This window comes from Pseudomonas fluorescens (genome assembly GCF_001623525.1).
GTDB classification, from domain to species: Bacteria; Pseudomonadota; Gammaproteobacteria; order Pseudomonadales; family Pseudomonadaceae; genus Aquipseudomonas; species Aquipseudomonas fluorescens_Q.
Map to the genome: position 1 here is coordinate 3,370,879 of NZ_CP015225.1, position 19,915 is coordinate 3,390,793.

Sequence of the window (19,915 nt, forward strand, 5' to 3'; positions counted from 1 at the left end):
CGCCGACCAAGCGCACCGTAAAACCGTAGAACACCCAACGAGGTTCGGTAAAACAATCAGTCCAGCAGTGCCAAGGCCTCGGCGGTGCATTCCTGAATGCGGGCCCAGTCGCCGTTCTTGATCCATTCAGGATCAAGCATCCAGCTTCCGCCCACGCACATCACGTTTTTCAACGCCATGTAGCTCTTGATGTTGGCCGGGCTCACGCCGCCGGTCGGGCAGAATTTCACTTCGCCAAACGGGCCACCCAAGGCCTTGATGGCCGCGACGCCGCCGCTGACTTCGGCCGGGAACAGTTTGAAGCGACGATAACCCAGGCTGTAGCCTTCCATGATGCCCGAGGCGTTGCTGATGCCGGGCAGCAGCGGGATAGGGCTGTAGACGCTGGCCTCGAGCAGATCACGGGTGATGCCCGGAGTGACGATGAACTGCGAACCGGCGGCCTCGGCGGCGTCCAGCATGTGACGGTCGAGCACCGTGCCGGCACCGGTCACCAGTTCCGGACGCTGCTCACGCAGCACCTGGATGGCCTTGAGGCCGTATTGGGAACGCAGTGTCACTTCCAGCGCCGTCAGGCCACCGGCAGCCAGGGCATCGGCCAGTGGCAGGATGTCCTGTTCACGGGCGATGGTGATCACCGGCAGGATCCGCGCCTTGGCGCAGAGGCTGTCGATCAGGGCAACTTTGTCCGCCATGGAAACGGTCGGGGATGGGTTTGTCATAGCGGCTGATCCTTGGTTCATGGGCACCAGTAAATCTCTAACGTAGGTTGCAAGAACGCGCGGATCGGCATTTTGGCGACATCGTCACCTGCCACCGCAGCGTTCAAGGTGGTCAATTTCGACTGACCGGAAATCGACAACACTTTGTGTTGCGCCGAAGCCAGCAAGGCGCGGCTCATGGTCAAGCGCTGGTGCGGCACGGTCGGCGCCAGCATCGGCCAGCAGCGACGTGTGCCATTGGCGTCCAGTGCCTGGGCCAGGTTCGGGCTGCCAGGGAACAGCGAGGCGGTGTGTCCGTCATCGCCCATGCCCAAGACCAGCACGTCGATGGGCGGCAGCTCGGCCAACAAGCGATCCGCCTGTTCGGCAGCCGCTTCCAGGTTGCTGCTGGCGCTGTAGAGGCTCAGGAACTGGGCCTTGGCCGCCGCGCCTTGCAGCAGGTAACGCTTGAGCAGGCCTGCGTTGCTGTCGGCGTGTTCAACCGGAACCCAGCGCTCATCGGCCAGGCTGACCACCACTTTGGACCAGTCCAGCGCCTGCTTGGCCAGGTGCTGGAAAAACGCCACCGGGCTACGGCCACCGGAGACCACCAGGGTCGCCGTACCGCGTGCGTCGATTGCATTGCGCAATTGCTCGGCCACGTTCAGCGCCAGGCCTTCGGCCAGCACCACCGGGTTCTTGAACTCATGGGCGCTAACGCCCTGCGGCAGTTTCACTTCAGATATCGCCATACCATGACCTCCCATCCCGCGTGATCAGTGCAATGGAGCTCATCGGCCCCCAGGACCCAGCCGCATACGGCTTGGGCGCATCGCCGGATTTCTTCCATCCGGCGATCAACTGGTCACACCACGTCCACGCGGCTTCAATTTCATCTTTACGGACAAACAGGTTCTGATTGCCGTTCATGACTTCCAGTAACAACCGCTCGTAGGCATCGGGAATACGTGCGCTGCGATAGGTATCGGAGAAGTTGAGTTGCAGCGGACCGCTGCGCAATTGCATGCCCTTGTCCAGGCCTTGCTCCTTGGTCATCACTCGCAAGGAAATCCCTTCGTCCGGTTGCAGGCGGATGATCAGCTTGTTGCTGATCTGCAAGCGCTGCTCGGGCGCGAAGATGTAGTGGGACGGTTCCTTGAAGTGAATGACGATCTGCGACAGCTTTTGCGGCATGCGCTTGCCGGTACGCAGGTAAAATGGCACCCCGGCCCAGCGCCAGTTGCGGATGTCGGCGCGCAGGGCGACGAACGTCTCGGTGTCGCTCTGGGTGTTGGAGTTGGGTTCTTCGAGGTAGCCAGGCACCGACTTGCCCTCGCTGTGGCCGGCGATGTACTGGCCGCGCACCACCTGGGTGGTCAGGCCTTCCGGGCTGATGGGCGCCAGTGCCTTGAGCACCTTGACCTTCTCGTCACGGATGCTGTCGGCGGACAAGTCGGCCGGTGGGTCCATGGCGATCAGGCACAGCAACTGCAACAGGTGGTTCTGGATCATGTCCCGCAGTTGGCCAGCCTTGTCGAAATAGCCCCAGCGGCCTTCGATACCGACCTTCTCGGCCACGGTGATTTCCACGTGGGAAATGTAGTTCTGGTTCCACTGGGTTTCGAACAGGCTGTTGGCAAACCGCAGCGCGATCAGGTTCTGGACTGTCTCTTTGCCCAGGTAATGGTCGATGCGATAGGTACGGTTTTCCGGGAAGAACTGCGCCACGGCGTCGTTGACCTTGCGCGAAGACTCCAGGTCCGAGCCGATGGGCTTCTCCAGCACGACACGGGTGTTTTCGCTCAAGCCAACCTTCGCCAGGTTCTCGCAGATCGCCCCATACACCGCCGCCGGGGTGGCGAAATAGGCAATGACCTGCTGGGTCGAACCGGCCGCTTCGGCCAGGGCGACATAATCGTCGGCCTTGAGGAAATCCACGTGCAGGTAGGTCAAACGTGCCAGGAAACGCTCGAGTACGGCTTCGTCCAGGTCTTTTTCACCGACATAGCGACGCAGTTCGGCGGCGATGAAAGCCAGGTGCTGCTGCTCGCCGCCGGGTTCACGGGCCAGCGCAATGATTCGCGTGTCCTCGTGCAACAATTGGGCGCCATCGAGCTGGTACAGGGCAGGAAAGAGCTTGCGCAAGGCCAGATCGCCCAACGCGCCGAACAAGGCAAAGGTGCACGGTTCAACCGTAATCGAAGGCATGATGTTTGTTCTTTTATCAAGTTAAACTACAAATACCTTTTTTCAAGGTATCACTCAAGGAAAAATGTAGTAATAACCACAACATTTTTCGAAAACACCGATTCCGAGTGGTGGTCCGTCGGAGCCATCAGTAGGATAGGCCACCGCAAAGGGTCGTATCAAAGACCCGTCTTCCTAGGAATCTTGTATGGACCGCGTGCGAAATTTACTGGAACAGATCCAGAGTCGCCTTGAAGACCTGAACAAGGCCGAACGCAAGGTGGCCGAGATCATCCTGCTCAACCCGCAGCAGGCGACCCGCTTCAGCATCGCCGCCCTCGCCCAGGCGGCTTCGGTCAGTGAACCGACCGTCAACCGTTTCTGCCGCTCGTTCGGCGTCAGCGGTTACCCGGAACTCAAGCTGCAACTGGCCCAAAGCCTGGCCAGCGGCGCTGCTTATGTGAGCCGTGCGGTGGAAGCCGACGACAACCCGGAAGCCTATACCCGGAAAATCTTTGGCAGTGCCATTGCATCATTGGACAGCGCCTGCCAGGCCCTTGATCCCAATTTGATCAGTCGCGCCGTGGACCTGCTGATCCAGGCCCGGCAGATCCACTTCTTCGGTCTCGGCGCCTCCGCCCCGGTAGCGCTGGATGCCCAGCACAAGTTTTTCCGCTTCAACCTGGCAGTGACCGCGCACGCCGACGTACTGATGCAGCGCATGATCGCGTCCGTGGCCCATACCGGTGAACTGTTCGTGATCATTTCCTACACCGGTCGTACCCGTGAGTTGGTGGAAGTGGCGCGCATCGCCCGGGAAAACGGCGCCTCGGTATTGGGCCTGACCGCCGAAGGCTCGCCGCTGGCCAAGGCCAGTACCCTGAGCCTGAACATCCCCCTGCCCGAAGACACTGATATCTATATGCCGATGACCTCGCGGATCATCCAACTCACCGTACTGGACGTGCTCGCCACCGGCATGACCCTGCGTCGGGGCGTGGACTTCCAGCCGCATCTGCGCAAGATCAAGGAAAGTCTGAATGCCAGCCGATATCCGGTGGGGGATGAGTTCAACTGAACCGATCCAGAAGCCTCGCTGCCTGATCGTTCCCACGCCGCGTGGGAACGATCATCCAGCGTTAAGCCCCCACCCACGCCTGCAAACTCAGGTGCGCCCGCTCCCCCGGCGCCAGACACAGGCTGTCGGTGCCGCCACTGGCCGCTTCGACGCAGACAAACTCCGACACCTCGTCCCAACTGACCCCCAGCAACGGTCGCGCGCCGGGATGCCAGACCACGGTGTCGGCGCTGTCGCCGGTGTCGATGCACAGTTCGCGCTGCCAGGCGTGGTCCTTGAGCTGCAATTCCCCCTCATGCTGGAACACCCGCTGGCAACCGCCCTCGACCCGCAACTCGCCTTCCTGCTGGCAAACCGCACGGTTCAACTGGTCGTACCCCTGCGCGCCTTCGAGCCCAGACAGCGCTACCTCACCGATGTCACCAATACGCCAATAGGCGTGCAAGGCCTGGCTCAACTGGCAAGGCAGGCTGTCCTGGTGCTCGGTGCTCAAGCGCAGCTCCATCCGCTCACCCAGGTCTGCATGCAAGTCCACTTGCCAGTCGCACAGTTGCAGTTGCCAGTGCAAATGCACACCGTCTTTATCGCTGTGGCTGTCGAGCAGTTTCCAGTCGATCAACCGCGCCCAGCCGTGGGACGGCCAGGCATTTTCGCTGGGATGACGACCATACCAAGGCCAGCACACCGGTACCCCGCCGCGTATCGCACCGACTTGCGGCCACTTGGCCGCGCACCACAACCAGGGCTTCTGGCCTTTGGGCTGAAAATGCAGCAACTGTGCGCCCTGGCGACTGAACACCGCCTGGCACAACGGGTGGTCGATCACCAACACATCGCGCTGCCGATAGCGCTCCCACGCGAACACCGGGCGTTCGCGCAAGGATCTGAAAAAGCGTTGTAGCGGATGCTCATGCATGGGCCGCGGTCCTGGAGATCATTGAATACTCAACTATGTACGACACTATTTTGTGGCGAGGGAGCTTGCTCCCGCTCGACTGCGAAGCAGTCGTAAACGAGGCAAATGCGGTCTGGCTGACGCACCGCAGTGAATGGTTTTGGGGTCGCTTCGCAACCCAGCGGGAGCAAGCTCCCTCGCCACAGGCTTCGCACTGACCCTATGCTCCCCAAAAAAAAGCGGACAGCCATGGCCGTCCGCAAATATGCGCACATAGAGAGGAGCTTATCGCAACAGCGTTAGAACACCGACTGAATTTTCAGGCCGGCCACCAGCGCGTTGTCGACTTCATCCACACCGCCCGGGTGAGTGATGTATTGCAGGTTAGGACGCACGGTCAGCCAGTTGGTGACGTGGACACCGTAGTTGAGTTCGTAGTTGTACTCAGTGCTACGCAACGGTGCGAACAGCGGATCGTTGTAGTCGCTGACACCATTGGCCGCGTTGGTCAGCTCGGCGTTTTTCTTCACGTCTTCGTTGACATGGATGCGGGAGAAACCGATGCCGATGTCATCTTTTGGACGCGCATCGAATGGCCCCTTGTACACGAACATCAGCGACTGGTAGTTGTCGACGACGTTGGTGTCCTTGTCGTGGAAGGTCGCGTTGGCGGCGATGTTCAGGCCGCGGGACGCGTCACCGTTGTGAGTGGTGAGTTGTTGCTGTGCCACGAACCAGTAGCCGTGCTTGCTATCGTGGCTGCGATAGGCATTGCCGGTGGTTGCGGCATCGTCACCGTTGTCGTCTTCACGCACGTCATCGGCATTGGCCGTGCTCTTGTAGTAACCCACACGGTACTCACCCGGCAGGTTGTTGACCTTCGGCGACCAGACCAATTCGACCGGGATCACGGTACCCTTGGTACCACTGCCGCTGAGTTTGAAGCCGTTACCGTGCTCCAGTTGCGAGGGGTTCTGGTTGTACGCGCCGATCTGCGCATAGAACTCAGGCGTGAGGTTGTATTTCACGCGGATCGCGGCCTGGCTGACAGGCCAGTTGTACCAGATATTGGTGGCCCAGTTACCGACCTGGGAGCCGCAGAAGGCCAGGTTCTGGAATTCACAAGGGAAGGTGTTGAAGTCTTCGCCTTCGCCGAAGTAACCGGCCTTGACGTCCAGCTTGCCGTCAAGGAACTGGTGCTTGATCCACAACTGGGTCAGACGGACCATGTGACCACGGCCGTAGACTTCCTGGGAAGAACTCAAGGTGCCGGCACGCGGGTCGCCGACACGGTCGTTGGAAATGTTTTCACCGTTACGGTTGGTGAGCTGGATCTTGGCCTGGGTGTTATCCCAGCCCATCAGTTTTTCCAGGTCCAGTGCCACACCCAGACCGAACTGGTCGGAGTAACGCGCGGTCTTGTCGTTGTTGTAGCCGCCATGCAGGTTGCCACCGACTTCACCGACGTAGTCGGCCTTGATGTCGATACCCTGCTCGATCAGCTCGGTACGCTTACCACCCCAGTCACCCGTCATCCACGGCGAATCGGCGCTGAAGGCGTCGGCAGCCTGTGCGCTACCGGCCAGCATCATCGCCGCAACGGCTGACAACTGGCAGATAAGCTGGGCGTTATTTTTCTTCTTCATCCCTACATCCTCGTCTTTATTGTTATTAACTGTTTTTATCTAACGCGGTTTACAACGATTGCGGCGGGTGGTCCCCCACTCACCGCATACTCCTTCTTTGTGGAAGCACGTTGACTCCCTCATTTGTTCTTCATCGGCCTTTGAACTGCGCGACGTTCGCCGACCGAGCATCGGCTTGCGGCTGGCCAGCCACGCCCAGGCGTTCACCGGACTGCGCGTCGAATAGCAGCACCTTCGACGGATCGAATTGCAGCGTCAGGGTTTCCCCCGGCTGCGGTGCCACGTCCGGCGCCAGGCGGCAGCAGACCTTGGTGTCGTTGAGATTGACGAACACCAGGGTGTCCGGCCCGGTGGGCTCGGTGACCTGGACTTCGGCGCGAATGGTCGGCAAGCCGTTGGGCTCGCTGCCTGCCAGCATGATCTGCTCCGGGCGCATGCCCAGGATCACTTCGCGGTCTTCCAGGCCGGCGTCCTGCATGCCCATCGGCAGTTCACAACGGGCCTGGCCACTGTCGAGCAGCGCCAGCAGGCGACCGTCCTTGCGTTGCAGGCGCAGCGGGATGAAGTTCATCGGTGGCGAACCGATGAAACTCGCCACGAACAGGTTGGCCGGGTTGGTGTAGATGTCTTTCGGCGTACCGAACTGCTGGATGATCCCGTCCTTCATCACCGCCACTTTGTCGCCCAGGGTCATGGCTTCGATCTGGTCGTGGGTCACGTAGACCGTGGTGGTCTTCAGGCGCTGGTGCATCAGTTTCATTTCGGTACGCATCTCGACCCGCAGCTTGGCGTCGAGGTTGGACAGTGGTTCGTCGAACAGGTAGATCTTCGGCCGCCGCGCCAGCGCCCGGCCCATGGCCACGCGCTGTTGCTGGCCGCCGGAAAGCTGGCCGGGCTTGCGATTGAGCAGGTGTTCGATCTGCAGCAGCTTGGCCACGCGGGTGACTTCTTCGTCGATGGCGGCCTGGTTCATCTTGCGGATTTTCAGACCGAACTCGATGTTCTCGCGCACGCTCATGGTCGGGTACAGCGCGTAAGACTGGAACACCATGGCGATGTCGCGATCTTTCGGGCTCATGCCGCTGACATCCTGGTCGCCGATCATGATCGCGCCGCCAGTGATGGTCTCGAGGCCGGCGATGCAGTTCATCAGCGTCGACTTGCCACAGCCCGAAGGTCCGACCAGGATCAGGAATTCACCGTCCTTGATCGACAACTCGATGTTCTTCAGGGTGTCCGGCAGGCCGACACCATAGGTCTTGTTTACGTTGCGAAGTTCAAGCGTTGCCATGATTACCCCTTGACTGCGCCGGCCGTCAGACCGCGCACGAAATACTTGCCTGCGACCACATAGACCAGCAGGGTCGGCAGCCCGGCGATCATCGCCGCCGCCATGTCCACGTTGTATTCCTTGGCCCCGGTACTGGTGTTGACCAAGTTGTTCAGCGCCACCGTGATGGGCTGCGAATCACCGCTGGAAAACACCACGCCGAACAGGAAGTCGTTCCAGATCTGCGTGAACTGCCAGATCAGGCAGACCATGATGATCGGGGTGGACATCGGCAGGATGATCCGCCGGAAAATGGTGAAGAACCCCGCACCGTCCAACCGCGCAGCCTTGACCAGCGCGTCGGGAATGCTGACGTAGTAGTTGCGGAAGAACAGCGTGGTGAATGCCAGGCCGTAGACCACATGCACGAACACCAGGCCCGTGGTGGTGCTGGCCAGGCCCATCTTGCCGAGGGTGAACGAGGCCGGCAGCAGGACGGTCTGGAACGGCAGGAAGCACCCGAACAGCAACAGACCGAAGAACAACTGCGAACCGCGAAAACGCCACATCGACAACACGTAGCCGTTCAAGGCACCGATGGCGGTGGAGATCAGCACCGCCGGGACGGTGATCTTGATCGAGTTCCAGAAGTAGCCGTCCACCGTGGCCCAGGCCTTGACCCAGCCGATGCCGCTGACCACGGTCGGCCAGCTCAGCAGGTTGCCGGTGCTGATGTCTTCCGGCGTCTTGAAGCTGGTCAACAGCATGACCACCAACGGCACCAGGTAAAGCAATACGGCGAGGATCAGCACCGCGTAGATGGCGATGCGACTCAGGCTGATGGAAGGTTTGGCAGCGAGACTAGTCATGACGCTTGGTCCTCAGCTCGGAGTACAGGTAAGGCACGATGATTGCGAGGATCGCACCGAGCATCAGGATTGCACTGGCCGAGCCCATGCCCATCTGGCCGCGACTGAAGGTGAAGGAGTACATGAACATCGCTGGCAGGTCGGAGGAATAACCCGGGCCACCGGCCGTCATCGCGGCCACCAGGTCGAAGCTCTTGATCGCGATATGCGCCAGGATCATCACGGCACTGAAGAACACCGGACGCAGGCTCGGTAGCACCACTTTCCAGTAGATGCGCGGCATGCTCGCGCCATCGATCTGCGCGGCACGGATGATCGATTGATCGACACCCCGCAGGCCGGCCAGGAACATCGCCATGATGAAGCCCGAGGCCTGCCACACCGCAGCGATCACCAGGCAGTACACCACGCGATCCGGGTCGATCAGCCAATCCAGGCGGAAACCTTCCCAACCCCAGTCACGCAACAATTTGTCCAGGCCCATGCCCGGGTTGAGCAGCCATTTCCAGGCGGTACCGGTGACGATCATCGAGAGCGCCATCGGGTACAGGTAAATGGTGCGGATAAAACCTTCGCGACGAATGCGCTGGTCAAGGAACACCGCCAGCAACACGCCGATCACCAGGGTGATACCGATGAACAGGCCGCCGAACAGTGCCAGGTTCTTGCTCGCCACCCACCAGCGATCGTTGTCCATCAGCCGGGCATATTGCGCCAGGCCTGCCCACTTGTAGTTCGGCAGGAACGTCGAAGTGGTGAACGACAGGACGAACGTCCACAAGATATAGCCATAGAAGCCCACCAGGACGATGAACATGCTCGGCGCCAGCACCAGTTTCGGGAGCCAGCGCTGCAATGCATCGAACGGCGAGGCCTTGCTGAACACAGCAACAGAACTCATGGGAAAATCCAAAACAAGGTTACAAGGGCATCCCTTTGTGGGAGCGAGCTCTGTGGCGAGGGGATTTATCCCCGATCGGCTGCGAAGCAGCCGCAAAGCCATTGCATGCGGTGTTTCTGACACTCCGCCATTGCGACTTTTCGGGGCGGTGCGACGTTTCGCTAAATCCCCTCACCACAAAAGCTCGCTCCCACAAGGGAAGCGGCGCTAATTACTTCGCAGACTGAACCGCTGCGCCCAGTTTCTTGGCGGCATCGGCCGGGTCGGCTTTCGGGTCGTTGATGTAGTTGGTCACCACGTCAAAGAACGCACCCTGTACCGCCAACGTGGTCGCCATGTTGTGCGCCATGCTCGGTTGCAGGCCGCCCGTCTTGGCGTCTGTCAGGAAGTCCTTGGCAGCGGTCTGGGCGCAGGAATCGAAACCGTACTTGGCCATGTCGCCGAGCATGTCGTTACGAACCGGGATCGAGCCTTTGTTGATGCTGAAGACTTTCTGGAAGTTCTCGCCCAACACGACCTTGGCGATGTCCTGCTGACCGGCCGCAGTGCCTTTGTCTTTCTGCTTGAACACCGCCAGGGAGTCGATGTTGTAGGTGAAGGCCTTGTCGGTGCCCGGGAAGGCCACGCACTCGTAGTCCTTGCCGGCGACTTTCTTCGCGGCGGTCCACTCGCTCTTGGCCCAGTCACCCATGATCTGCATGCCGGCCTTGCCATTGATGACCTTGGCCGCCTCCAGGTTCCAGTCCTGGCCCTTGCCATCGTCGTCCATGTAGGTGGCGACTTTTTTCAGCTCGGTCAGTGCCTTGACCATTTCAGGGCCAGTCAGCGCTTTGTTGTCCAGGTCGACCAGGGCTTTCTTGTAGCCATCAGCGCCCATGACCGAAAGCACCACGGCTTCGAACACGGTGCTGTCCTGCCAAGGCTGGCCACCGTGGGCCAATGGAATGAAGCCCGCCGCCTTGAGCTTGTCGCCGGCGGCGTAGAATTCTTCGAGGGTGGTCGGGTTCTTGGTGATGCCGGCTTTCTTGAAGACTTCCGGGTTGATCCACAGCCAGTTGACACGGTGGATATTCACCGGCACGGCGACGTAGTCACCGTCGTACTTCACGGTGTCGGAGACTTTCTTGTCCAGCAGGCCGTCCCACTTTTCTTGCTTGGCGACGTCCTTCAGGACATCGGTATCGAGCAGGCCAGTGGTCGCCCATTCCTGGATGTCCGGCCCCTTGATCTGGGCCACGCCCGGTGGGTTGCCGGCCACGGCACGGCTCTTGAGCACGGTCATGGCAGTGGAACCACCACCACCGGCGACAGCGCCGTCCTTCCAGGTAAAGCCGTCTTTCTCTACCTGGGCCTTGAGCACATCGATCGCGGCTTTTTCACCACCCGACGTCCACCAGTGGACGACTTCCACGGTACCTTTGGATTCGGCGGCAAGAGCGCTGACAGGGAATGCTGCGACGGGAAGCAGGGAAGCAAGAGAAATGACAGTAGCGAGGCGAGAAATCGCATTCATCTAGAAGTACCTTTCTTGTTGTTATGCATGCAAGTCTGGTGCTTGCGCTGCATGGATTCTAATCAGAGGGAATCCCTTCGCAGGTAACGAAGGGACGTGCAAATGTCACGACATGGTTACACAGGCGAAGGACTGGATAACCGCGCCAGGGCTGACGCCATGCTCGGTGCCAGGGGCAGGCGCGGAATCAAGACCGCCTGCCAGGCGTGATACAAGTCCGGCTTGCCCGGCCAGATGTCGGCGCTGGGGCAGTTTTGCGGATCGAGTTCGTGATGCCAGCTGCCGTTGCAGCGGTCGATGAAATGTTTGTCACAGAACTCCCAGAATCGCCGGTACCAGGCTTCGTACTTCGCCTCGTCGGTGCGCTTGAGCAAGGCGCTGGCAGCGGCCGCCGCTTCGGCGTGGACCCAATGCAGCCGATGGCGAACCACCGCGCGGTTGTCCCAATCCAGGGTGTAGACAATGCCCGGCGCACCGTCGACGCCCCAGCCGTGACGGCAGTTCTGATCGAAGAGTTTTTGTGCGTCCTGGGCCAGCCAACCCGGGGTCAGCATGCCGATCTGGACGCGCGCCGCCTCAAGGTGCAGCAGCAGTCGCGCCCATTCGAAACCGTGGCCAGGGGTGGTGCCGTAGGGACGGAAACCATCGGCAGGATTGTCCTGGTTGTATTCGCGCAGCGGCTGCCAGTGGCGATCGAAATGCTCCACCACCAGGTAGTCGTTGGCGGCGGCATGGCCGTGGATCACCCGTTCGACGATGTGCAGGGCGCGAGCCAGCCAACGCGGGTCGTCGGTGGCATCGGCCAGGGCGAGGAAGGCTTCGGTGGCGTGCATGTTGCTGTTGGCGCCGCGATAGGCCTCTTCCTCACTCCAGTCGCGGTTGAAGGATTCGCGCAGTGCCCCCTCTTCTTCGCTCCAGAAATGCTCATCGATGATCCGCACCGCTTCGTCCAGCAACGCCGCAGCGCCGGGCCGCTGGGCCACCACCGCGGAACTGGCCGCCAGGGCGACGAAGGCATGCAGGTAGGCGGCTTTGCCCGCGCCGTCTTCATCAGGCCGTGTCGTGGCAAACCAGCCACCGTGCTCGGCGTCGCGCAAGGGGCCGCTCAGCGCCTGGACACCGTGATCCACCAGCTCGGCAAACCCCGGCAGACCCTGGATGTGGGCCATGGCAAAGCTGTGGGTCATGCGCGCGGTGTTCATGGTTTCGGCCCGTGCATTGGCCGGCAGGCGCCCCAGCTCGTCCAGGTTGCCAAAGCCGTCCGGCAGCTTCGATGCCTTGGCGAACGCCAGCAGCCGCAAGCCTTCGTCGGCAAGCCATTGCTGGTGGGCAGGGGCGTTCAGCCAACTGCTGAAGGCCGGTTGGAAGGTGTCCATTGGGTGGTACCTTTTTTGTTGTTTTGACGCAGGGAGTCTAAACAAGGGATGAGGAGTGGCAGGTAACGAAAGGGGCGAGTTATGTCACCGACTTGTGACATAACTCTGAGTGATGATCGTTCCCACGCTCCGCGTGGGAACGCAGCCCGGGACGCTCTGCGTCCCCTTTAAAGCCGAACGCGGAGCGTCCGTTGAGACATCCCCACGCAGAGCATGGGAACGATCAGTCAACGAGGTCCGCTATTCCACACTCCGAGGCAATTGCAGGGTCACCCGCAACCCCCCTTCACGCAGGTTCTGCAGGCTCACTTCGCCGCCATGGCTGTGGGCGATGTTGCGGGCGATGCCGAGGCCCAGGCCATAGCCCTGCTGTTGCCCGGCGAGGCGGAAGTGCGGTTCGAAGACTTGCTCCAGGCGCTGTTCCGGCACGCCGGGGCCTTCATCGTCGACGTGCAGGATGAAGGCGGTTTCATCGTCATCGATGTGCAGGTGAGCGTTCTGTCCGTATTTCAAGGCATTGTCGATCAGGTTGCCGATACAGCGCTTGAGGGCCAGCGGCTTGCCGGGATACGGCGCCAGGGCCCGGCCATCCTGGGTCACCCGACCGTTGCCGTTGGGCGCCAGGTAAGGTTCGACCAGGCAATCGAGCACATGATTGAGGTCCACCGGTTCGATGTTTTCGTGGATGTCGGTGTCCTTGACGCATTGCAGCGCGCCTTTGACCAACAACTCCAACTCATCCAGGTCACGACCAAACTTGGCCTGCAGGTTTTCGTCTTCCAACAGCTCGACCCGCAAGCGCAAGCGGGTGATCGGTGTGCGCAAGTCGTGAGAAATCGCGCTGAATAACTGGCTGCGTTCCGTCAGGTAACGGCTAATGCGTTCGCGCATGGCATTGAACGCCCGCCCCACTTCCACCACTTCGCTGCCGCCGCCTTCGGCAACCGGCTCCACTTCGGCGCCCAGGGACATGTCCCGCGCGGCCCGGGCCAAACGCTTGAGCGGTCGGCTCTGCCAGTGCACCAGCAAACCGATGAACAGCAACAACAAACTGCTGGTGAGCACGATGAAACCGACCTGTTGCTTGGGCAGATCCTGCTCTTCAAGGCTGGTGTAGGGTTCGGGCAGCAGCGAGGCGATGTACAGCCATTCCCCCGGCGCCATCTGGATCTGCGTGACCAGCACCGGCGGGTTCACCGGTTCCAGGGTCAAGGCGTAGTGAGCCCACGAACGGGGCAGTTCATCGAGTTTGAGCCCAGCGTTGAAAATTCGCAGGTCGTCGGGGCTGACAAAATTCACCGATATGTCGGCGTTACTGCCCAACGACCGGCGCAACACATCGTCCACCGCCTTGAGCACCGCCAGTTTGCGCGGCGTGACCGGTAGCACGTCCATGCCCAGGGGTTTGTCGTTGAGCGTGACGACAAATCGCGTACCGCCCATGCTGCGCAACTGATCCAGCACCAGCGGCCGGTAAGCCACCGGCAGCGAACGCAAATAACTGACGCTGGCGGTCATCGAATGGGCCAGGCTGCGGGCACTGGTGACCAGGCCTTCGAGCTGGGTGGCGCGCAACTGCGAGACCCAGATCAGGCTGGACAAGGTCTGGGCGAACAGCACCACCAGCAAGGTCAGCAGCAGCATCCGTCCCAGCAGCGAGCGCGGTACCGGCACCCGTCGGGCGACTTTTTTGATCCAGTCAATGACCATTGCTGGCAACCACACTGGCCGCCAGTTGATAACCGCTGCCACGCACCGTGCGAATCAGCCGCGGCGGTTTGTCGGTGTCACGCAAGCGCTGACGCAGACGACTGACCGCCATGTCGACGATCCGGTCCAGGGGCATCAGCTCACGACCGCGGGTCGCATTGCCGATGGTGTCGCGGTCGAGGATTTCCTGGGGATGATCGAGAAACAACTTGAGCAGGGCGAAATCGGCACCGGAAAGAATCACCTCCTCACCGTCGGTGTGGAACAGTCGATGACTGACCATGTCCAGCCGCCATTCATCGAAGGCCAGCACTTCGCCGCCGGGGCGCTCCTGGCCAAATTGTGCGCGGCGCAGCAGTGCCTTGATGCGCGCCTGCAATTCACGCGGACTGAAGGGCTTGCCCAAGTAATCATCGGCGCCCAATTCGAGGCCGATGACCCGGTCGGCTTCGTCGGAACTGGCGGTGAGCATGATGATGGGCACATGAGCCTGGCGTGGGTGTTGGCGAACCCAGCGGCATAGGCTGAAGCCGTCTTCATCGGGCAGCATCACATCGAGGATCACCAGGTCGCTCGGCGCCTCGTTCAGCGCCTGGCGAAACCCGGCGCCATCAGGCGTGGTGCGCACCTGGAAACCCGCACGGCTGAGGTAGGTGTCCAGCAGTTCGCGAATCTCCTGGTCGTCGTCGACCAACAAAATCGATTTGTTTACTGAACTCACGGGCCTCGTCCTTGTTGTTTGGATTGGGGCGATTATGCCTGATGGACAAGGCCTACAAACACACTACAAAAACTCTGTGGGAGCGGGCTTGCTCGCGATAGCGGTGCAACAGCCAACCTCAATGGCGACTGACACTCCGTCATCGCGAGCAAGCTCGCTCCCACAATACAGAACCTACCGAACCTTACGCGGCGGCGGATTGCTCCAACGCCACACCCGCACCCATCAGGCCGGGGTACGGCGCGGTCACCAGCCAGACCGGAATGCCCTTGAAGTAATCGCTCATGCAGCCCTTGTCGGCGAAGCAACGGGCGAAACCGCTTTCGAGGAAGAAATCGGCAAACCGCGGGACCACGCCACCGACGATGTAGACACCGCCGCGCCCGCCCAACGTCAACACATTGTTGCCGGCCACGCGCCCCAGCCAGCGGCAGAACTGCTCGAGCACTTCCAGGGCAATGGGGTCGCCAGCCAGGCCGGCGGCGGTGATGGATTCGGGGGTGTCGAGCACCGGCACATGGCCATCCACCGCGCAAATGGCCCGGTACACCCGAGGCAACCCGCTGCCACTCAGGGCGGTTTCGGCGCTGACGTGGCCGATCTCGTTGTAGATGTGCTGCCACAGCTGGGTTTCCCGCGGGCTGCTCAGGGGCAGGTCGACATGGCCGCCCTCCCCCGGCAACGCGGCGAAACGGCCTTCGCCCAAGTCCAGCAACGTACCAACGCCCAGCCCGGTACCCGGGCCGATCACCACTGCCGGGCGCAACGGCTCCGGAGTGCCTTCGCATACGACCCGGTACTCATCGGGACGCAAGCAAGTCATGCCCAGGGCCATGGCCGAGAAATCGTTGACCAGCAACAGCTTCTCCACCTGCAAGGTCTGGCAGAACGCCAGGTTGCTCAGGCGCCAGTGATTGTTGGTAAAGCGAAACTCATCGCCGCTCACGGGCCCGGCCACCGACAGGCACACCGAACCGATGGCGCCCTGTTTCAGGCCCAGGCCACTCAGGTACACCTGGATGGCATCTTCCGGGCAGGCATAATCCGCTGTTGCCAGCACCTGGATGTTTTCCAGGGTGTGGTTTTTCCACAGCGCAAAGCGTGCGTTGGTCCCACCGATGTCACCGACCAAAGCCAGTTTCAATTAAGCGTCTCCAGGGCAGAAGTGAAGGCGCTGGCGCCCTGCTCCGCCGAGCTGAAGGCCATGCGCATGAAACCGAACAGCTCGCGGCCGGTGCCGATGTTGTTGCCCAACAGGCCCTTGGCCGGCGTGCGCGCGGCGAATTCCTCGGCGTCCACCTTCAATTCCAAGGTGCCTTTGACGCCATCGACGCGGATGATATCGCCCTCCTGCACCCGGGCCAACGCACCACCGACATAAGCTTCGGGGCTGACATGAATGGCCGCCGGGATTTTCCCCGACGCACCGGACATGCGCCCGTCGGTCACCAGCGCCACTTTGAAGCCACGGTCCTGCAATACGCCGAGGAACGGCGTCATCTTGTGCAGCTCGGGCATGCCGTTGGAGCGCGGGCCCTGGAAGCGCATCACCGCGACGAAGTCTTTCTCCAGCAGGCCGGCCTTGAATGCATCAGCCAGGTCCTGCTGATCCTGGAAGACCATGGCCGGGGCTTCGACGACCTGGTTTTCCAGGGCCACAGCCGAGACCTTCATCACGCCACGGCCCAGGTTGCCTTCCATCACCCGCAGGCCGCCTTCCGGCGAGAACGCGCGGGCCACCGGGCGCAGGATATTTTCGTCGAGGCTTTCGATCGGGCCGTCGCGCCACACCAGCTCGCCGTCCTCGAGGAACGGCTCCTGGGTGTAACGGCTCAGGCCGTGACCGAGCACGGTGTTGACGTTTTCGTGGAGCAGACCGGCTTCCAGCAATTCGCGGATCAGGAACGACATGCCGCCCGCCGCCTGGAAGTGGTTGATGTCGGCCTTGCCGTTCGGGTAGACATGACTCAGGGTCGGCACCACCTCGGAGAGGTCGGCCATGTCCTGCCAGGTCAGTTGGATGCCCGCCGCCATGGCGATGGCCGGCATGTGCAGGGTGTGGTTGGTGGAGCCACCGGTGGCGTGCAGCGCAACGATGGAGTTGACCAGCGAGCGTTCGTCGACGATCTCGCCGATGGGCATGAAGTTGCCGCTCTGCTTGGTCATGCGCGTGACCTGGAACGCCGCTTCACGGGTCAGGGCATCGCGCAACGGCGTATTCGGGTTGACGAACGAGGCGCCCGGCAAGTGCAGGCCCATCACTTCCATCAGCAACTGGTTGGTGTTGGCTGTGCCGTAGAAGGTGCAGGTGCCCGGGCTGTGGTAGGACTTCATCTCCGATTCCAGCAGCTCTTCGCGGGTGGCCTTGCCTTCGGCGTAGCGCTGGCGAACGTCGGCTTTTTCCTTGTTGGAGATGCCGGACACCATCGGTCCGCCGGGTACAAAGATCGTCGGCAAGTGACCGAAGCGCAGCGCCCCCATCATCAGGCCCGGAACGATCTTGTCGCAGATACCGAGCATCAGCGCGCCATCGAACATGTTATGGGACAACGCCACCGCCGTGGACAGCGCGATCACTTCGCGACTCGGCAGGCTCAGTTCCATCCCCGCCTCGCCCTGGGTCACACCGTCGCACATGGCGGGCGTGCCGCCGGCGAACTGGCCGACCGAGCCGATCTCGCGCAGGGCTTTCTTGATCTGTTCCGGGAAGGTTTCGTAAGGCTGGTGGGCCGAGAGCATGTCGTTATAGGAAGACACGATGGCGATGTTGGCGGCGTTCATCATCCGCAGGTGATGTTTGTCTTCGGTGCCGCAACCGGCCACGCCGTGGGCGAAGTTGGCGCATTGCAGCTTGCCGCGCGTCGGCCCGTCGCTGGCTGCACCACGGATCAATGCAAGGTAAGCCTGACGCGTGGCGCGGCTGCGGGCGATAAGCCGTTCGGTGACCTCAAGGACGCGGGGATGCATGTGTAGAACTCCAGGCTAACGGGTGTGGCGACCTGATTGTCTATGCTGGTCAAAAGCCCCCTGGCGTTGGGCGACAGGCGGTTTATTGACCATTCGGACCAGTTGATTCAGGTCACTCGTTGTAGATAAAACAAAATATTGCCACTAAAAAGGCTTGTTTTCTATTTTTATGCGAATAATCTTGTAATTCCAACAACAAATCGATGGCGGCGCCGTTAATGACTCTTCGAATCGCAATCAATGGTTTTGGCCGCATCGGCCGCAACGTTCTTCGTGCACTGTATACCCAAGGCTATCGTCGCGACCTGCAGATCGTCGCCATCAATGACCTGGGCGACAGTGCGATCAACGCTCATCTGCTCAAGTTCGACACGGTCCACGGCACGTTCGATGCCGACGTGCAGCACGATCACGAAAGCCTGACGGTCAATGGCGACCGCATCTCGGTCAGCGCCATCCGCAACCCGGCCGAACTGCCTTGGGCCGCTGAAAAAATCGACGTCGTGTTCGAATGCACCGGCCTGTTCACCGACCGTGCCAAGGCAGCCGCGCATATCAGCGCCGGCGCCCGCAAGGTGATCATCTCGGCCCCGGCCAAGGGCGCCGACGCCACCGTGGTGTATGGCGTGAACCACGACATCCTGCGCCAGTCCCACCAGATCATCTCCAACGCTTCGTGCACCACCAACTGCCTGGCCCCGGTGGCCCAGGTGCTGCACCGCGAGCTGGGCATCGAAAGCGGCCTGATGACCACCATCCATGCCTACACCAACGACCAGAACCTGACCGACGTCTACCACAGCGATCCGTACCGCGCCCGCTCGGCCACCCAGAACATGATCCCGAGCAAGACCGGCGCCGCCGAAGCGGTGGGCCTGGTGCTGCCGGAACTGGCCGGCAAGCTGACCGGCATGGCGGTGCGCGTACCGGTGATCAACGTCTCGCTGGTGGACCTCACCGTGCAGCTCAAGCGCGAAGCGTCGGCCGAGGAAGTCAACGAACTGCTGCGCCAGGCCAGCCAGCATTCGAAGATCCTCGGCTACAACACCCTGCCGCTGGTCTCCAGCGATTTCAACCACAACCCGCTGTCGTCGATCTTCGACGCCAACCACACCAAGGCCAGCGGCAAGCTGCTCAAGGTACTGGCCTGGTATGACAACGAATGGGGTTTCTCCAACCGCATGCTGGATAACTGCCTGGCGTTGTGTAACGCCGAGTAACTCATTGCTGGCCAATGTGGAGCGGGCCTGTAAGAGCAAACCTTGGGAGCAGGCTTGTGGGAGCAAAGCCTGCTCGCGATGACACCGTCGCATGCAGCACCTGTGCAGGCTTTGAGAACGCTATCGCGAGCAAGCTTTGCTCCCACAGGTTGCGCTCCCCGCATGGCTTGGCGTGATGAAATGAAGGCTTGACCCGCAACGTAGATGATAAGCATTATCATCAACTCAAACCGGATCGGGCCCTACCGTGAGTCAATCGCGCTTTCATCACGTCTTCCTCGCCCAACGCACACCGCTGCTGCGCACCCTCGAGCGCATGGTCAGCAACCCCAGTACCGCCGAAGACCTGCTCCAGGAAACCTACCTGCGTGTCACCCGTGCATTGGCCGAACGCACGGTCGAGCACCTCGAACCCTTTGTTTTCCAGACCGCCCGCAACCTGGCGCTGGACCATCTGCGTGCCCGGCGCATCCAGTCGCGGACCTTGCTGGATGACGTACCGCCGGAAGTCGTCCACAACGTCGTCGCCCCCCAGAGCAGTGCCGAGGACGCCGCCCATGCCCAGCAACTGCTCGAACGCCTGAACGTCAGCCTCCAGGCCCTGAGTTCGCGACAACAGCAGATCTTCATTCTCAGCCGCCTGCATGGCCACAGTTACCAGCAGATCGCCGAACGCCTGGGCGTCTCCCTGAGCACCGTGCAAAAGGAACTGAAACTGATCATGGCGATCTGTGTGGGTGTGGCTGAACGTAGCCACGGCGAGCAGTGACCCGCCACCACGCGTCAGGCCATAAGCTGCGTACACGCTTGCCACTTGCTGCGTACAGCTTGTAGCTTGAGCCCATGCCGCTAATACCGAGA

Annotated in this window: 17 protein-coding genes; 3 read left to right on the top strand and 14 right to left on the bottom strand. The window is 61.2% G+C overall.

What is annotated here, in order from left to right; all coding sequences use genetic code 11:
* Nucleotides 1-56 precede the first annotated feature (56 nt).
* Genes TK06_RS14465 through zwf form a run of 3 tightly spaced genes read right to left on the bottom strand, consistent with a single transcriptional unit; the run spans nucleotide 57 to nucleotide 2,909 of the window.
* Nucleotides 57-722: a bifunctional 4-hydroxy-2-oxoglutarate aldolase/2-dehydro-3-deoxy-phosphogluconate aldolase gene (locus TK06_RS14465; protein ID WP_013692437.1), complete on the bottom strand. Its 666-nt coding sequence runs from the start codon at nucleotides 720-722 to the stop codon at nucleotides 57-59.
* 17 nt (nucleotides 723-739) lie between these two features.
* A complete protein-coding gene (gene pgl, locus TK06_RS14470; protein WP_063322632.1) occupies nucleotides 740-1,453 on the bottom strand; it encodes a 6-phosphogluconolactonase in 714 nt (237 codons plus the stop codon).
* Nucleotides 1,440-2,909, bottom strand: a complete 1,470-nt coding sequence (gene zwf / locus TK06_RS14475; protein ID WP_060738865.1) for a glucose-6-phosphate dehydrogenase — start codon at nucleotides 2,907-2,909, stop codon at nucleotides 1,440-1,442. The genes pgl and zwf overlap by 14 nt, the downstream gene beginning before the upstream one ends.
* Before the next feature lie 196 nt (nucleotides 2,910-3,105).
* Between zwf and TK06_RS14480 the strand changes: the two genes are divergently transcribed.
* Nucleotides 3,106-3,966 (top strand): MurR/RpiR family transcriptional regulator, encoded by an 861-nt coding sequence (locus TK06_RS14480; protein WP_170842276.1) that lies wholly within the window; start codon nucleotides 3,106-3,108, stop codon nucleotides 3,964-3,966.
* Between the two features lie 61 nt (nucleotides 3,967-4,027).
* Here the strand turns inward: TK06_RS14480 and TK06_RS14485 are convergent, their stop codons facing one another.
* From TK06_RS14485 to edd, 11 genes are all read right to left on the bottom strand, one after another.
* Nucleotides 4,028-4,882, bottom strand: coding sequence for a D-hexose-6-phosphate mutarotase (locus TK06_RS14485; RefSeq protein WP_063322633.1), 855 nt, complete (start codon nucleotides 4,880-4,882; stop codon nucleotides 4,028-4,030).
* Nucleotides 4,883-5,160: 278 nt separating this feature from the next.
* Nucleotides 5,161-6,507, bottom strand: coding sequence for a carbohydrate porin (locus tag TK06_RS14490; protein ID WP_063322634.1), 1,347 nt, complete (start codon nucleotides 6,505-6,507; stop codon nucleotides 5,161-5,163).
* Between the two features lie 130 nt (nucleotides 6,508-6,637).
* Nucleotides 6,638-7,798 carry an ABC transporter ATP-binding protein gene (locus tag TK06_RS14495; RefSeq protein ID WP_063322635.1) on the bottom strand — a complete coding sequence of 387 codons (1,161 nt, stop codon included), beginning with the start codon at nucleotides 7,796-7,798 and terminating at the stop codon, nucleotides 6,638-6,640.
* Nucleotides 7,799-7,800: 2 nt separating this feature from the next.
* Nucleotides 7,801-8,646: a carbohydrate ABC transporter permease gene (locus tag TK06_RS14500; protein ID WP_003198539.1), complete on the bottom strand. Its 846-nt coding sequence runs from the start codon at nucleotides 8,644-8,646 to the stop codon at nucleotides 7,801-7,803.
* Entirely contained in the window at nucleotides 8,639-9,547 is a 909-nt protein-coding gene (locus tag TK06_RS14505) for a carbohydrate ABC transporter permease (protein WP_003198535.1), read from the bottom strand. Before TK06_RS14505 ends, TK06_RS14500 begins: the two co-directional genes overlap by 8 nt.
* A gap of 211 nt (nucleotides 9,548-9,758) precedes the next feature.
* Nucleotides 9,759-11,060 carry an ABC transporter substrate-binding protein gene (locus TK06_RS14510; RefSeq protein ID WP_063322636.1) on the bottom strand — a complete coding sequence of 434 codons (1,302 nt, stop codon included), beginning with the start codon at nucleotides 11,058-11,060 and terminating at the stop codon, nucleotides 9,759-9,761.
* Nucleotides 11,061-11,176: 116 nt separating this feature from the next.
* Nucleotides 11,177-12,436 carry an AGE family epimerase/isomerase gene (locus TK06_RS14515; RefSeq protein WP_063322637.1) on the bottom strand — a complete coding sequence of 420 codons (1,260 nt, stop codon included), beginning with the start codon at nucleotides 12,434-12,436 and terminating at the stop codon, nucleotides 11,177-11,179.
* A 240-nt stretch (nucleotides 12,437-12,676) separates the two neighbouring features.
* The gene (locus TK06_RS14520; RefSeq protein WP_063322638.1) at nucleotides 12,677-14,146 is read right to left on the bottom strand and encodes an ATP-binding protein; all 1,470 of its coding nucleotides are present in this window, start codon (nucleotides 14,144-14,146) and stop codon (nucleotides 12,677-12,679) included.
* Nucleotides 14,136-14,867: a response regulator gene (locus TK06_RS14525; protein ID WP_063322639.1), complete on the bottom strand. Its 732-nt coding sequence runs from the start codon at nucleotides 14,865-14,867 to the stop codon at nucleotides 14,136-14,138. Before TK06_RS14525 ends, TK06_RS14520 begins: the two co-directional genes overlap by 11 nt.
* 184 nt (nucleotides 14,868-15,051) lie before the next feature.
* The gene (locus TK06_RS14530) at nucleotides 15,052-16,011 is read right to left on the bottom strand and encodes a glucokinase (protein WP_063322640.1); all 960 of its coding nucleotides are present in this window, start codon (nucleotides 16,009-16,011) and stop codon (nucleotides 15,052-15,054) included.
* Complete coding sequence (gene edd / locus TK06_RS14535) at nucleotides 16,008-17,834, bottom strand: phosphogluconate dehydratase (protein ID WP_063322641.1); 1,827 nt, start codon at nucleotides 17,832-17,834, stop codon at nucleotides 16,008-16,010. Before edd ends, TK06_RS14530 begins: the two co-directional genes overlap by 4 nt.
* Nucleotides 17,835-18,052: 218 nt before the next feature.
* Here edd and gap point away from each other — a divergent pair, with 218 nt between their 5' ends.
* Together gap and TK06_RS14545 are read left to right on the top strand one after the other, a co-directional pair.
* Nucleotides 18,053-19,054 (top strand): type I glyceraldehyde-3-phosphate dehydrogenase, encoded by a 1,002-nt coding sequence (gene gap, locus TK06_RS14540; protein WP_047228368.1) that lies wholly within the window; start codon nucleotides 18,053-18,055, stop codon nucleotides 19,052-19,054.
* Nucleotides 19,055-19,301: 247 nt separating this feature from the next.
* Nucleotides 19,302-19,823: an RNA polymerase sigma factor gene (locus TK06_RS14545; RefSeq protein WP_063322642.1), complete on the top strand. Its 522-nt coding sequence runs from the start codon at nucleotides 19,302-19,304 to the stop codon at nucleotides 19,821-19,823.
* Nucleotides 19,824-19,915 lie beyond the last annotated feature (92 nt).